Here is a 14,688-nt window from a genome sequence, read left to right on the forward strand (position 1 = left end):
AAGAGATGTCGATTATATCTATGATTTTAGTTATCATCGTCGCATTCTTTGCGGGGATGGGAGGAATTTTGGATGAATTCCAATTCCACCAACCATTAGTAGCATGTACACTGATTGGACTAGTAACAGGAAACTTAGGAGCCGGAATTGTTTTAGGTGGTTCACTACAAATGATCGCACTAGGTTGGGCGAATATCGGAGCTGCAGTAGCACCCGATGCCGCTTTAGCTTCAGTAGCATCTGCAATTATTTTAGTATTAGGTGGTCAAGGAGTAAAAGGGGTAGATTCAGCGATTGCTGTAGCGATTCCTTTAGCCGTAGCTGGTTTATTCTTAACGATGTTAGTACGTACGATTGCTGTACCGATCATTCACTTTATGGATGCAGCGGCAGAACAAGGTGATTATCGTAAAATCGAATTTTGGCATATCGTAGCAGTATGTTTACAAGGGATTCGTATTGCGATTCCAGCAGCCGCTTTATTATTCATTCCAGCAGACGTAGTACGTAATTTCTTGGAATCAATGCCAGCTTGGTTAACAGATGGAATGGCAATTGGTGGAGGAATGGTCGTAGCAGTAGGGTATGCGTTGGTTATTAACATGATGGCAACACGTGAAGTTTGGCCATTCTTTATTATTGGATTCGTTATTGCAGCAATTTCACAACTAACTTTGATCGCTATTGGTGCGTTAGCTATCGCGATTGCATTGATCTACCTAAATCTTTCAGATATGGGTGGTTCATCTAAAGGCGGCGGTGGAAACACTGGTGACCCATTAGGCGATATCTTAAACGATTACTAAGCGAAAGAAGGAGGAGAAAAACATGGCAGATAGAATTGAATTAACAAAAAAAGATCGGATGTCCGTAGCATGGCGTTCAACATTTATCCAAGGATCTTGGAACTATGAGCGTATGCAAAATGGTGGTTGGGCCTTTGCAATGATCCCAGCAATCAAAAAATTATATAAATCAAAAGAAGACCGCGCGGCAGCGTTGAAACGTCACTTAGAATTCTTTAACACACATCCATATATCGCATCACCGATTTTAGGGGTAACCTTAGCATTAGAAGAAGATCGTGCAAATGGAGCACCTGTTGATGATGTAGCGATTCAAGGGGTTAAAGTAGGGATGATGGGTCCTTTGGCCGGTGTGGGTGATCCAGTATTCTGGTTTACTGTTCGTCCGATGTTAGGTGCACTAGGAGCATCACTTGCCTTAACAGGAAACATCTTAGGACCAATTTTATTCTTTGTTTTGTGGAATATCATCCGTTGGGCATTTATGGTCTATACACAAGAATTTGGCTACACAGCAGGATCAAAAATCACTGAAGATTTATCTGGTGGTTTATTACAAAAAGTAACAAAAGGTGCTTCGATCTTAGGGATGTTTGTGTTAGGATCATTAGTACAGCGTTGGGTATCGATCAAATTCACACCAGTGATTTCACGTGTGAAATTAGACGATGGTGCGTATGTTGATTGGGACAAAATTCCATTGTCTGGTCAAGGTCTAAAAGATGCATTTGGTCAAGTAGCTTCAGGTCGTGCATTAGATTCAACTAAAGTCACTACTCTACAAGATAACTTGGATCAATTGATTCCAGGACTTGCAGCTTTATTATTAACATTAGGTTGTATGTGGTTGTTGAAGAAAAAAGTTTCTCCAATCGTAATCATTTTAGGATTATTCGTAGTCGGTGTTGTCGGCCACGTAATCGGTTTGTTATAATATAGAAAAAAGAAATGAAGGTCTTAACTCAAGACCTTCATTTTTACATAAGAGGTGGAGAGAGCAATATGGTAGAATCGATTAATTCTAAAGTTGATTTGGTTATCGATGCAACATCTTATTTAGGCATCACCGATTACGGGAAAATTATGATCGGCAATCATGGATTTGAGTTTTTTAATGATCGGGACGCACGAAAATATATTCAAATCCCTTGGGAGGAAGTAGATTACGTCATTGCCTCTGTCATGTTTAAAGGGAAATGGATCCCACGCTATGCGATCCAGACGAAAAAAAATGGGACGTATACATTTGCCTCAAAACAGCCTAAAAAAGTGTTGCGAGCGATTCAAGTCTATGTCGATCCAAGTCATATGGTGCGCTCATTGACCTTTACGGATGTCGTCAAGCGGGGTGTTGTCGCATTGTTTACTGGAAAAAAGAAAAAATAAAAAATGGATCTCCTGGATGGAGGTCCATTTTCTTTAATACCAGAATAATCTAAAATTTGGTATACTAGTATAGGAATCTGAAACAGAAAGAGGGAAGAATATGTATAAAATTGAAAAATTACGTGCGGCAATGAAAAAAGAAGCAGTGGACGCATTTTTGATTACCAGTCCTTATAATTTACGCTATTTGACGAACTTCACCGGAACGACTGGTTTAGCGGTGATTACCTTAACGAAAGCTTTTTTTGTGACAGATTTTCGTTATACAGAACAAGCAACAGCACAAGCACAAGGATTTGAGATCGTTACAAATAAAGGGCCGATCTTTGACGAAGTGGCCAAACTTTGTATGCAAGAAGAAATTGATGCGATCGCTTTTGAAGAAAGTTTTGTGAGTTTTGCGGATTATCAATGGTTAGAAGAAATTATTGCAGAGTCTTCATTAGTACCGATTTCTGGGATGATCGAAGAATTACGTGAAGTCAAAGATGAAACAGAGATCGAATTGATCGAAAAAGCATGTGCAATCGCAGATCAAGGAATCGCCAATACGATTAAAACGATTCGTCCAGGGATGACAGAAATCGAAGTAGCCAATCAATTAGATTTTTTCATGCGCTCACTAGGGGCAACGAGTGTGTCGTTTGAAACGATCGTTGCAAGTGGTGTTCGTTCAGCGATGCCTCATGGTGTAGCAAGCTCAAAAATCATCGAGCAAAACGATTTGATTACCATCGATTTTGGTTGCTATTATGAAGGGTACGTATCGGACGTGACGCGTACATTTGCGATTGGTGATCCAGGCCAACAATTAAAAGATATCTACCAAATCGTTTTAGAAGCCAATCAAAAAGTGATTGAAGTCGCACGACCTGGCATGACTGGTGTGGAATTGGATGCAATTGCGCGTGATCACATTGCATCTTATGGCTACAAAGATGCATTTGGACACTCCACTGGTCATGGAATCGGTTTAGAGATCCATGAAGGACCAAATGTCTCGTTTAGAGCGCAAAAAGCATTTGTTGCTGGAAATGTCATCACGGATGAACCAGGAATCTACTTGCCAGGTATCGGTGGTGTTCGTATCGAAGACGATCTGTTGATTACCGAAACAGGAAATCGCGTCTTGACACATGCACCAAAAGAATTAATTTTACTATAAAGTGAAAAATAAAATCTTAGAATTTCGCTATAAACTAGAGTTTTTATAGCGAAATTTCTGAGAAAATGATACACTGTTACCGAAGTAAACACAATATGTGGTTCTAGTTAGAAATTGTCATGAGCGCTACTCGTTCGTGCTCATAATTAGGGACGGAGGAGATAATATGGTCGAGGAAACAAATTTAGTATTAGACGCCAACCAAGAACTAGGTGAAATCGTGATTGCACCTGAAGTTATCGAAGTCATCATTGGGATTGCTGCAGCTAAAGTCGAAGGTGTTTATGCGATGCGTGGTTCATTTACCAATAATGTGAACGAATTACTAGGTCGTTCAGCACATCGTAAAGGCGTGCATTTAACTATCGATGAAGCTGGAATTAAGGTCGATTTATACAGCTATATGAAATACGGTGTATCGGTACCGAAAGTTGCCATGGAGATCCAGCAAATCGTCAAACAACAAGTATTGTTTATGACAGACGTAGTATTAAGTGAAGTAAATGTACACGTTTTGGCAGTAGTGCCAGAAAAAACCGAAGAAATCAATATAGCGGAATTATTTGGGAATGAAGAGGAAGAGAATGAATAAAGAGTTATCAAGACATGAGATCAGAGAAATGGCAGTTCAAGCTTTATTTCCTCTAGATGTTAACAAAGACCTTTCAAAACAGGCAGCGATCGATCATGCGATTGAATTGAACCATACGGAATTGCTCGATGAAGCAGAAGAAGCATTTGTACCTGCTTACTTGGATTTAGTGGTCAGTGGCGTATGTGTTAAACGAAATGAATTAGATGAACAGATCGGTCAGCATTTACGTAAAGGATGGTCGATTAGTCGTTTAGCTAAGATTGATGTAACGATTTTACGTCTTGCATTATTTGAAATGCTTTATGTGGAAGACGTACCAAATCGTGTTGTATTAAATGAAGCGATCGAACTGGCAAAAACATTTAGCGATGAACAGTCACGTAAGTTTATCAATGGAGTATTGTCTTCTATCAATAAAGAAATCGAGGCTGGCGCATAGGTCAGCTTCTTTTTTTTGTAAAATGGCTAAGTTTTTGTCTAAAATTGGATCTTTCGTGTTTAGAGAGTTCTATCCGTTTCTTTCCTATGATAAAATATGAGAAAGTGTAAAGGAGTGGAATGAATGCCAACAATTATTGACGGAAAAGGGTTAGCCCAAAACATGCAAGAACAATTAAGAGAAACGATCAAACAAGAACAAACGCTGAAAACACCAGGGTTAGTGGTGTTATTAGTCGGGGAAGATCCTGCAAGTCAGACATATGTGAAAAATAAAGAATTGGCTGCAACGAGAATTGGTATCCATTCAAAAATCGAACGTTTGAGTCAAACGATTACAGAAGATGAGTTATTAGAACGAATTGCATTTTACAATCAACATGAGGATTTTCATGGGATTTTGGTACAACTTCCACTTCCAAAACATATCGATGAAGCCAAGATTGTTGAAGCCATCGATCCTAAAAAAGATGTTGATGGATTTCATCCGATGAATCTAGGGCATTTATTTGCCGGTACACCTGAGATGATTCCCTGTACACCATACGGTATTATGGAGATGTTTCGTGCATATGAGATCGATCTAAGCGGAAAACACGCTGTTGTGATCGGTCGCAGTAACATTGTGGGAAAACCGATGGCTCAATTATTATTGGCGCAAAATGCTACAGTCACGATGGCACATTCTAAAACAAAAGAGTTAGCAGCTTTAGCCAAAACGGCAGATATTTTAGTCGTGGCAATTGGACGAGGTCATTTTGTAACGAAAGAATTTATCAAGGAAGGTGCAGTGGTCATCGATGTTGGAATGAATCGCGATGAAAATGGCAAATTGATCGGCGATGTCCATTTTGATGAAGTAGCGCCATTAACTAGTTTTATCACACCGGTTCCAAAAGGTGTGGGTCCGATGACGATTACGATGTTGATGCAACAAACTTATGAAGCTGCAAAACGTCAGGAGAGACGATTAAGTGAAAACAAATTATCTTAGCATTGCGGCGATTACCGCCTATTTGAAACGTAAATTTGACGCAGATCCTTATTTGGAGCGCGTTTATTTGACTGGAGAGATTTCAAATTTTAGGCTGCGTCCAAACCATCAATACTTTAGTTTAAAAGACGATCAGGCTAAGCTGTCGGCAGTGATGTTCAAGCAAGCTTTTGCAAAATTGAATTTTGAACCAAAAGAAGGTATGAAAGTCTTGGTAGTCGGGCGCATTTCACTATTTGAAACGACGGGAAACTATCAATTATATGTCGAACATATGGAACCAGATGGTGTGGGGGCTTTATATCAAGCATTTGAACAATTAAAAGAAAAGCTAGCCGCTGAAGGATTATTCAATCGTCAAAAACGTGCATTGCCTAAATTTCCCAAACGAATCGCAGTACTAACGTCTCCTAGTGGTGCCGTGATCCGCGACATTATGACGACTGTCCAAAGACGATACCCGATTGCACAAATCGTGCTATTTCCTACCGTCGTTCAAGGAGAACGTTCGGCGGCAAATATAGTAGAAAATTTAGAACGCGTGAAACAATTAGGTGATTTTGATACTGTGATCGTGGGTCGAGGTGGAGGATCGATTGAAGACTTATGGCCGTTTAATGAAGAGCAAGTGGCTCGAGCGATTGTGTCGATGCCTATTTCTGTGATTTCTTCGGTCGGGCACGAAACAGATACGACGATTGCCGATTTAGTTGCGGATGTTCGTGCAGCTACTCCGACAGCAGCTGCTGAATTGGCTGTGCCGGTATTGACCCAAGAAGTATTAGCGATCAAAGAAAAACAACTGCGATTGGAACAAGCTTTTTTACATCAGATCGACTTGAAGAAACAACGGTATCAAGCGTTAGCCAATTCGTACATTTTGAGACAGCCGGAGCGGCTATATGAATCGAAGATCCAAAAAGTAGATGTGATGATTCAAAGACTACAGCATGTGATCAGTACACGCTTCGCTAAAGAAAACGAGCGTGTCGCTGCAGCCACTTATCGGCTATCGCCACAACAGATGAAGAATCAAGTGACACAAAAACAGCAAGAGCAAGCCTACACGACTACACGTTTGATGCAAGCTATGACTCGAGTACTTATGCAAAAACAACAACAAGCCAATCAAACAATCCAAGCACTCGATCTATTAAGTCCCTTAAAGATTATGAGTCGAGGATATAGTTATGCGACAAGTGACACCGAAATCATTCGTTCGGTGGAGCAATTAAATACAAACGATCATTTGACCTTGCATTTAGCCGACGGACAAGCCAAGGTAGATGTACGAGACGTCAAGAAAGGACAAGTAGATGACCCAACAGACATTTGAAGCATCATTAGCTGAATTAGAAAAAATTGTCACCCAATTAGAACAAGGGGATATTGCCCTAGAAGAATCACTAACCGCTTTTAAACGAGGCATGGAATTAAGTAAAGAATGTAAAGATACGCTGACTCATGCAGAAAAAACATTAGCGAAGATCATGAGTGATACCAATGAAGAATTACCATTTGAAGAGGATGCAAAATGAAGATGATGAATGAGCATTTAGTTGCAGTCGAGCAAAAAATCGCTCAAATGATCCAAGACGAAACGAACGAAAAAAGCTTAGCACAAAGTATGCAGTATTCAGTAGACGCTGGTGGAAAACGAATTCGCCCACTACTGTTGCTTAGTACAGTCTTATTGTTTCAACCAACTATTCCTAAAGCGGCGATCGATGCAGCCGCTGCTTTAGAAATGGTGCATACATATTCATTGATCCATGATGATCTACCGGCAATGGACGATGACGATCTTCGCCGCGGAAAACCGACGAATCATAAAGTATTTGGTGAGGATATGGCGATTTTGGCTGGTGACGCGTTACTGACATTAGCTTTCCAAGTACTAGCGAGTATAGAATTTGATGCCAAAGATACGGTTCGTTTAGTTACATTGCTAGCGACTAGTTCTGGTCCAAGTGGGATGGTCGCAGGTCAAGTAGCGGATATGCGCGGTGAAAAACGTCAAATAGACCAAGTGGAATTGCAAGCCATTCACGAACGAAAAACCGGTGAATTGATCCGATTTGCTTTATTGGCTGGTGGGATTATCAGTCAAGTAAGTGAGCAAGAATTGATACAATTAGATCAATTAGCGCGTAAAATCGGTCTTGCGTTTCAAATTCGGGATGATATTCTAGATGTGATCGCCACGACTGATGAATTAGGCAAAACTGCTCATCGTGATGAAGCATTAGACAAAAGCACTTATCCAAAATTATTAGGATTAGCTGGTGCAAAAGCTGCGCTAACTAGACAATTGGAAGAGGCACAAGAGATTTTAACCACATTAGCACAAGAGAACCGTACGACTGCACCGATGCAAGCTATTCTTGCACAATTGGCACTACAGAAAGAGGCATAACATGAAAAAAGAACGAGTGGATGTATTGGCAGTCCAACAAGGGTTATTCGAGACCCGCGAACAAGCTAAGCGAGGCGTTATGGCAGGTTTGGTTTATAAAGAAATCAACAGCGAACGCTTGGATAAACCAGGTGAGAAGATCGATGCTACAACACCTTTAGAAATCAAAGGACAAAAGCTGCCTTATGTATCCAGAGGTGGATTGAAATTAGCTAAAGCATTAAAAGTATTTGACTTTACCGTTACCGATAAAGTTGTGTTAGATATTGGATCTTCAACAGGTGGCTTTACCGATGTTGCCCTGCAAAATGGGGCATTATTAAGTTACGCGCTTGACGTAGGGTATAATCAACTTGCATGGAAATTACGACAAGATGAACGTGTGGTCGTCATGGAACGAGTGAATTTTAGACATTCGAACCCAGAAGATTTCAAGCGTGTTCCTCAAGTTGCAACAATCGATGTATCGTTTATCTCATTGCGCCTGATTTTACCGAATTTACATCGAATCCTTGCTGACCAAGGAGATGTGATGGCGTTGATCAAACCGCAATTTGAAGCCGGCAAAGAAGCAGTCGGAAAGCACGGGATCGTTCGTGAAGCGAAAACGCATCAAGAAGTTATCGAACGTATCACGACATTTGCTGCTAAAGAAGGTTACGATGTCAAACAATTAGATTTCTCGCCCATTACAGGTGGAGAAGGAAATATTGAATTTATTGTTCATTTGAAAAAAAGCACGGGAATCGGTAAAATCGATCCAACGATCGATATCGCAGAGTTAGTCGCTCGTGCGCATCAGCAATTGACGTAAAGGAGCGAAAGTATGAGAAAAAAAGATCGTCATCAATTATTGACGCGCTTGTTAAGTGAACAAGATATCGCCAAACAAGAAGAATTTGTTGCGATTTTAGAACAACGTGGGATTCAAGTTACTCAAGCTACGATCTCGCGTGATATCAAGGAATTAAAATTGATCAAAGTGCCAGCTGCTACGGGAGGATATCGCTATAGTTTGCCGGCACAAAATGATGTCGAAGTCGCGCAACGGATGGAAAATTTATTAAAACATGCTGTTCGTTCAGTCGATAAGATGGATAAATTTGTCCTGATCAATACGATGCCAGGAAATGCTCGTGCGCTAGCAAATTTATTGGAGAGTTATTACACTAAAGAATTATTCGGGATGATGACGGATGATGACACGATCTTGATGATCACAAAAACACACGAAGCACGCGACGTGATCTACGAAGAAATTAGACGTTACGAGCAGTAGGGAAATTAGGTGAAGAGATGCTGATCGAGATTACAATTGAAAATTTCGCGATCATTGAATCGTTACATTTAAATTTTTATCAAGGAATGAATGCTCTGACGGGAGAAACAGGTGCGGGTAAATCGATCATTATCGATGCGATGGGGCTTTTAGCCGGTGGTCGAGGTTCAGTAGAGATGATTCGTCAAGGAGCAGATCGTTGTCGACTAGAAGGTGTGTTTGAATGGCCGACACAAGAAGCTTTTGACCATTTACTCGTGGAATTAGGACTTGATCGTGAAGAAGATTTTTTGATCGTACAACGGGATATGGCACTGACTGGTAAATCAATTTGTCGGGTCAACGGCCGCGTCATGACGCTAGCTAATCTACGGAAAATCGGCGCTTTTCTAGTCGATATCCAAGGTCAAAACGATCATCAAGCACTGTTACAACCCGATCAACATTTACGTCTAGTCGATGAATTTGGTGATGCCAAATTCACCGCACAACTGAGTCATTACCAAGAAGAGTACCAGAACTTTCGAAAATTACAGAAAAAAGTGATGCAAATCAAACAAAATGAGCAGTCCTATGTACAGCGAATGGATATGCTTCACTTTCAATTAGATGAGTTAGCACAAGCTAATTTACAGCTTGGTGAAGAAGAGGCTTTGATTGAAGAACGCGATAAATTGGCAAATTTCCAAAAGATCGTAGATGCGCTAGCTGCGACGTATCAGCTTTTGACACAAGATGGTCAAGGAACGACAGATCAACTAAGCCAAGCTACAGGACAGATGGAAGGGATCGCGGCACTTGATAAAGAATATGAACGAATGGCAGAATCGTTGCAATCGGCTTATTACTTAGTGCAAGAAGCGACTTCTGATCTTTCACGTCAAATCGATAGTTTGGAATTTGATGGACAACGTTTAGAAGAAGTGTATGACCGTCTAGAAGTGATTCGTCAGCTCAAACGTAAATATGGTGATTCCATCGAAGCAGTATTAGCTTATTATGAACAGATCACTAAAGAAGTCGCAGAAGCAGATCACTCAGATGAACAATTGGCTGCTTTAAGTGAAGCATTAGAGCAAAAACAAGCTCTCGTCACTTCACTAGCGCAAACGTTGCATGAGAAACGTCAGCAAATCGCAAAACGTTTAGAACAAGGGATTTTGCTTGAGTTAAAAGAATTGTATATGGAAAATACAGATTTTCAAATCCGTTTTGATACACAAGTAGAGCTTGGCGAGCGAGGGATGGATAAGGTGGCGTTTTATTTATCCACAAACCCTGGTGAACCGCTGAAGCCACTAGTTAAAGTGGCCAGTGGTGGAGAATTGTCGCGAATCTTGCTGGCATTAAAAACAGTCTTCTCAGAGAACCAAGCGTTGACCAGTATTGTATTTGATGAAGTCGATACGGGGGTTAGTGGACGCGTAGCTCAAGCGATTGCGCAAAAAATCGCTACGATCGGGCGACGTTCACAAGTCTTGTGTATTACCCACTTGCCTCAAGTGGCTGCATTTGCGGATTATCAATACTTTATCAAAAAAGAAGTAACCGATGGACGAACAAAAACGACAGTGGAATGCTTGTCAAATGAAGAACGAGTGCATGAAGTAGCACGAATGTTAGCTGGAGCAGAAGTAACGAAGCTTACAGTCCAACATGCAGAGGAATTGTTAGCCATTGCGAAACAAGAAAAAACGAGCTGAAAGTCGTAGTTCTCGCTACGGTTTTCAGCTCATTGTCTGTTATCCTTTGATACTTGCGATTGCACCTAGTACGATAGATCCAATGGTTAAAATCAACATTAACCAGACAACGACCATCGTAATTTTTTCAAATCGGCTTTTAGGTTTTTTTCCGCTCATCATGCCTCACCTTTCTAAACAATCAGTTATAACTTAGTTTACTCTCAAGTATAGCAGAACTCAAGATTCAAAAGCGTAAATTAAAGAAGATTTTTCTTTTTTTATTCGCCGTTCAAAGAGAAAGCGATATGCAAACAGAGTCTTGGAATGCGTAGCGATCCACACCTTTACTAGTTATGACAATCAATGAATACGAATAGACGATTCAACTCACGTCAACCGTTTTCTAAATTTTTCTAAAGCCCGAAATAATAAAACTTCTCTCAATCTATAGAGAATCAGGAAGGAATACATTATGTTTACATTTACAGTTAGTTTACTTTTTTGGTATATTTTTCCAATCATCGCACTTTTTGGTGCACAATTTATCGTGAGGTTTTTTCAATTAAAAAAGAAATTCAACATTAAAGCACCAGATATCGCAACGTTCTTTTTGATTATTGGATTCCATGAATTATCTTTAGAAGTCCTTGGTACCACGCTTTTAGCTTACTACTTTATGTCGATTATCTTACTAGCGATCGGATTGGCTTTTGTACATGCGTACTTTTTTGATGAGATCCATTACCAACGTTTTTTCAAAATGTATTGGCGGATGGTCTTTTTATTTACGTTATTTATTTACATCTTACTGATTGTAACTAGCGTGATCGGACTGATTGTTTAGATTTGCAAAACTCATGTTGAAAAAAAGCAGAAAAGAAAACTTTTTTTTCAATTTTTGAGAAAATGTGGTAGAAAGTGGGGGATTGTGGTAGACTTGATTTATCAAGTGGTGAACGGGGGTTTTTGCGTTGTTGATGGGCGAATTTCAGCATACAATCGATGCCAAAAACCGAGTGATTATTCCCGCGAAACTGCGCGAGCAACTAGTGCCTCAATTTGTGATTACAAGAGGACTAGACGGCTGTCTTTTTGGTTACCCTAAAGATGAATGGGCGAAAATGGAACAAAAATTAAGTGATATGCCCTTAGCGAAAAAAGAAGCTCGCACCTTTGTCCGCTTTCTCTATTCCGCTGCAACGGAGTGTGAATTTGATAAGCAAGGACGAATTACCCTTCCAAAAACATTATGTGACTATGCAAATTTAACGAAAAATTGCACCATTATTGGTGTAGCCAATCGAATTGAAATATGGGATGAAGAAAAATGGCGATCTTTCTCAACTGAAGCAGAAGAAAATTTTGATGAGATTGCCGAAAATATGATAGATTTCGGGTTTTAGAAAGAGGCAGAAGATGACAGAATTTCAGCATTATACAGTCATGAAACAAGAGACTGTTGACGGATTGAATATCAAAGAAGACGGTATTTATGTGGATTGTACCTTAGGAGGCGCAGGGCATAGTGAATATCTTCTTCAACAACTTGGGGATTCAGGTCATCTTTATGCATTTGATCAAGATCAAAAAGCCATTGATTTTGCTACAAAACGTTTAGCGCCTTATGTTGAAAAAGGACAAGTAACGTTTATTAAGCGTAATTTTCGCTATTTAAAGGAAGAACTAATGGCTTTAGGTGTCTCACGTGTCGATGGGATCTTGTATGATTTGGGTGTTTCTTCACCGCAACTAGATGAAGCAGAACGTGGCTTTAGTTACCATCAAGATGCACCGCTCGATATGCGCATGGATGAGACAGCAGAATTTTCTGCATATGATGTGGTCAATACATATAGTTACCATGAATTAGTAAAAATTTTCTTTCGTTATGGAGAGGAAAAATTTTCAAAACAAGTCGCACGTGAAATCGAACGTGCCCGCGAAGTAAAGCCGATCAAAACTACTGGAGAATTAGTGGACTTGATCAAAGAAGCGATTCCAGCACCAGCTAGACGAAAAGGCGGTCATCCGGCTAAACGGATTTTCCAAGCTATTCGAATCGCAGTCAACGACGAATTAGGTGTGGTAGAAGATTCATTAGAACAAGCAATCGAACTAATCGATCTTCATGGCAGAATCAGTGTCATCACATTCCATTCGTTAGAAGATCGGATCGTCAAAACGATGTTTAAAGAATTTAGTCAACAAAAAGATGTTCCGCCGGGATTGCCGATGATTCCTGAAGAATTTCAACCAGAGTTACGTTTAGTCAATCGTAAACCGATTACGGCATCTAAAGAAGAATTAGCTGAAAATAATCGTTCTCGTAGCGCGAAGCTACGGATTGTAGAGAGAATAAAAGAAAGTGAGGAGATTCATCATGGCTGAATTGAAGTTTCAAGAAGATCAATTCCAACCATTAACACCTGAGGAACAAGTCGAACAATCCACAGTCTATGCTGATCAACTTGTTCGTCCTGAAGTTGTTTCGGTGCCAACATCTCCTGCACATCGCTTGGCGGTCTTAAGCCGTCTAGAAAGATATTTGATTGCAAGCATTATTGTGGGAGCTATTGCATTAGGTCTATTTACGATTAACTTGCGTACGACGATCAGTTCAGTCGAAAATACGATCTCAGGCGTACAAAGTGAAATTACAAAAAATCAAAATCAAATCAATGACTTGCGTCAAGAAAAAAATGAATTAACCAAAACAGATCGAATCAAAAAAATCGCTGAAGAAAAAGGATTAACCAATAAAGAGGATAATTTAAGGAATGTGAAATAGATGAATCTCATACAAAAAATCAAGCGATATTTCACTAAACACAATGGCACACCTAAGAGCAATCGCAAAAAAGTAGGGATCTTTTTGTTCTCTATGACTTTTGTGATGTTCTTTTTATTTGCGGGCCGTTTGAGTTATATCGTATTAGCAGGTAAAGTTTCTGATGTATCATTAAAAGATAAAACGGATGCTCTTTATAAAGGGAGTCAGACCGTGGCGGCCAAACGAGGGACTATTTACGATCGTAATGGGATCGCGATTGCTGAAGATGCTACCTCTTATTCCGCTTACATCATCTTATCAAAGACCTATACGACTGGAGATAAAAAATTATATGCTGAGCCAAAGAATTTTGAAGCTTTAGCAAAAATTTTAAAAACGCAAGTCGAAGCGGTCGATGTCGACGACGTGGTGAAACAGTTAGAAAATGGTGAAAAAGCAGAATCCTATCAAGTAGAAATCAACAGTGCAAAAAATTTGACCCTTAAGCAAAAACAAGCCATCGAAGAAGCGATGGAAAAACAAAATATTGTCGGGATTTACTTTAATGAAAGCCCAGCACGTTTATATCCTAATGGAGCATTTGCTTCTCATTTGATTGGATATACTGACGTTGTGGAAGAAAAGACCGGCGAAAAAGAACTTGTCGGAAAAATGGGGATCGAAGCGGCGTATAATGATATCTTAAAAGGAAAAGATGGAAAGATTGTCTATCAAAAAGATAACTATCAAAATCCACTTCCAGGAACGATCTCAGAATCTACACCAGCTGAAGATGGAAAAGATATCTATACGACATTAGATAGTCGAATCCAAGTGTATTTAGATCAATATATGAAAGAATATTTCGATAAATTAGATGCGGAAAATATGACGGCTATGTTGGTCAAAGCGGATACTGGAGAAATCATCGCGTTATCCCAACAACCAACGTTTGATCCAGAAACAAAAGAAGGTACGGACACCGATACCTTCAAATGGGGAAATATTTTAGTCCAAGATACTTATGAACCAGGTTCAACGATGAAAATCTTAACAACAGCTGCTGGCATGACTGAAGGGGTGTATAACCCAAATGAAACCTATCAAGGTGGAAAAATCCAAGTTGCCGATACACCAATCGATGACTGGGATCA

19 protein-coding genes are annotated in these 14,688 nt (G+C 39.9%); 18 read left to right on the forward strand and 1 reads right to left on the reverse strand.

Features of this window, described 5'->3' with window-relative positions; translation table 11 throughout:
• Positions 1–5 precede the first annotated feature (5 nt).
• The 13 genes from QZ413_RS08410 to recN all read left to right on the forward strand — a co-directional run bounded on the left by QZ413_RS08410 (position 6) and on the right by recN (position 10,782).
• Positions 6–806 (forward strand): PTS mannose/fructose/sorbose transporter subunit IIC, encoded by an 801-nt coding sequence (locus QZ413_RS08410; protein ID WP_297079210.1) that lies wholly within the window; start codon positions 6–8, stop codon positions 804–806.
• A gap of 22 nt (positions 807–828) precedes the next feature.
• Positions 829–1,740, forward strand: a complete 912-nt coding sequence (locus tag QZ413_RS08415; protein WP_297079212.1) for a PTS system mannose/fructose/sorbose family transporter subunit IID — start codon at positions 829–831, stop codon at positions 1,738–1,740.
• 68 nt (positions 1,741–1,808) lie between these two features.
• Positions 1,809–2,192 carry a DUF956 family protein gene (locus QZ413_RS08420; protein ID WP_297079213.1) on the forward strand — a complete coding sequence of 128 codons (384 nt, stop codon included), beginning with the start codon at positions 1,809–1,811 and terminating at the stop codon, positions 2,190–2,192.
• 100 nt (positions 2,193–2,292) lie between these two features.
• Positions 2,293–3,357, forward strand: coding sequence for a Xaa-Pro peptidase family protein (locus tag QZ413_RS08425; protein WP_297079215.1), 1,065 nt, complete (start codon positions 2,293–2,295; stop codon positions 3,355–3,357).
• A gap of 166 nt (positions 3,358–3,523) precedes the next feature.
• Positions 3,524–3,949: an Asp23/Gls24 family envelope stress response protein gene (locus QZ413_RS08430; protein WP_297079216.1), complete on the forward strand. Its 426-nt coding sequence runs from the start codon at positions 3,524–3,526 to the stop codon at positions 3,947–3,949.
• Positions 3,942–4,391 carry a transcription antitermination factor NusB gene (nusB, locus tag QZ413_RS08435; protein WP_297079218.1) on the forward strand — a complete coding sequence of 150 codons (450 nt, stop codon included), beginning with the start codon at positions 3,942–3,944 and terminating at the stop codon, positions 4,389–4,391. Before QZ413_RS08430 ends, nusB begins: the two co-directional genes overlap by 8 nt.
• Positions 4,392–4,514: 123 nt before the next feature.
• Positions 4,515–5,384: a bifunctional methylenetetrahydrofolate dehydrogenase/methenyltetrahydrofolate cyclohydrolase gene (locus tag QZ413_RS08440; protein ID WP_297079220.1), complete on the forward strand. Its 870-nt coding sequence runs from the start codon at positions 4,515–4,517 to the stop codon at positions 5,382–5,384.
• Positions 5,365–6,720, forward strand: coding sequence for an exodeoxyribonuclease VII large subunit (gene xseA / locus QZ413_RS08445; protein WP_297079222.1), 1,356 nt, complete (start codon positions 5,365–5,367; stop codon positions 6,718–6,720). The genes QZ413_RS08440 and xseA overlap by 20 nt, the downstream gene beginning before the upstream one ends.
• A complete protein-coding gene (locus QZ413_RS08450; RefSeq protein WP_297079224.1) occupies positions 6,701–6,922 on the forward strand; it encodes an exodeoxyribonuclease VII small subunit in 222 nt (73 codons plus the stop codon). The genes xseA and QZ413_RS08450 overlap by 20 nt, the downstream gene beginning before the upstream one ends.
• Positions 6,919–7,800, forward strand: a complete 882-nt coding sequence (locus QZ413_RS08455) for a polyprenyl synthetase family protein (RefSeq protein WP_297079226.1) — start codon at positions 6,919–6,921, stop codon at positions 7,798–7,800. The genes QZ413_RS08450 and QZ413_RS08455 overlap by 4 nt, the downstream gene beginning before the upstream one ends.
• 1 nt (position 7,801) lies before the next feature.
• On the forward strand, positions 7,802–8,614 hold the full coding sequence (locus QZ413_RS08460; RefSeq protein WP_297079229.1) for a TlyA family RNA methyltransferase: 813 nt from the start codon (positions 7,802–7,804) through the stop codon (positions 8,612–8,614).
• 12 nt (positions 8,615–8,626) lie between these two features.
• A complete protein-coding gene (gene argR / locus QZ413_RS08465) occupies positions 8,627–9,079 on the forward strand; it encodes an arginine repressor (protein ID WP_297079231.1) in 453 nt (150 codons plus the stop codon).
• 17 nt (positions 9,080–9,096) lie between these two features.
• Positions 9,097–10,782: a DNA repair protein RecN gene (gene recN / locus QZ413_RS08470; protein WP_297079233.1), complete on the forward strand. Its 1,686-nt coding sequence runs from the start codon at positions 9,097–9,099 to the stop codon at positions 10,780–10,782.
• 39 nt (positions 10,783–10,821) lie between these two features.
• Here the strand turns inward: recN and QZ413_RS08475 are convergent, their stop codons facing one another.
• On the reverse strand, positions 10,822–10,941 hold the full coding sequence (locus tag QZ413_RS08475) for a DUF4044 domain-containing protein (protein ID WP_081634494.1): 120 nt from the start codon (positions 10,939–10,941) through the stop codon (positions 10,822–10,824).
• Between the two features lie 295 nt (positions 10,942–11,236).
• Here QZ413_RS08475 and QZ413_RS08480 point away from each other — a divergent pair, with 295 nt between their 5' ends.
• The 5 genes from QZ413_RS08480 to QZ413_RS08500 form a co-directional block, all read left to right on the forward strand.
• Positions 11,237–11,608, forward strand: coding sequence for a DUF3397 domain-containing protein (locus QZ413_RS08480; RefSeq protein WP_297079236.1), 372 nt, complete (start codon positions 11,237–11,239; stop codon positions 11,606–11,608).
• Between the two features lie 127 nt (positions 11,609–11,735).
• A complete protein-coding gene (gene mraZ / locus QZ413_RS08485) occupies positions 11,736–12,167 on the forward strand; it encodes a division/cell wall cluster transcriptional repressor MraZ (RefSeq protein ID WP_297079238.1) in 432 nt (143 codons plus the stop codon).
• 13 nt (positions 12,168–12,180) lie between these two features.
• Complete coding sequence (gene rsmH, locus QZ413_RS08490; protein ID WP_297079240.1) at positions 12,181–13,152, forward strand: 16S rRNA (cytosine(1402)-N(4))-methyltransferase RsmH; 972 nt, start codon at positions 12,181–12,183, stop codon at positions 13,150–13,152.
• Positions 13,145–13,552, forward strand: coding sequence for a cell division protein FtsL (ftsL, locus tag QZ413_RS08495; protein ID WP_297079243.1), 408 nt, complete (start codon positions 13,145–13,147; stop codon positions 13,550–13,552). The genes rsmH and ftsL overlap by 8 nt, the downstream gene beginning before the upstream one ends.
• Positions 13,553–14,688: penicillin-binding transpeptidase domain-containing protein (locus QZ413_RS08500; protein ID WP_297079245.1), on the forward strand; the 1,136-nt coding region annotated here is incomplete at its 3' end.

Source organism: uncultured Enterococcus sp. (genome assembly GCF_913775425.1).
Taxonomy (GTDB): Bacteria; Bacillota; Bacilli; order Lactobacillales; family Enterococcaceae; genus Enterococcus_G.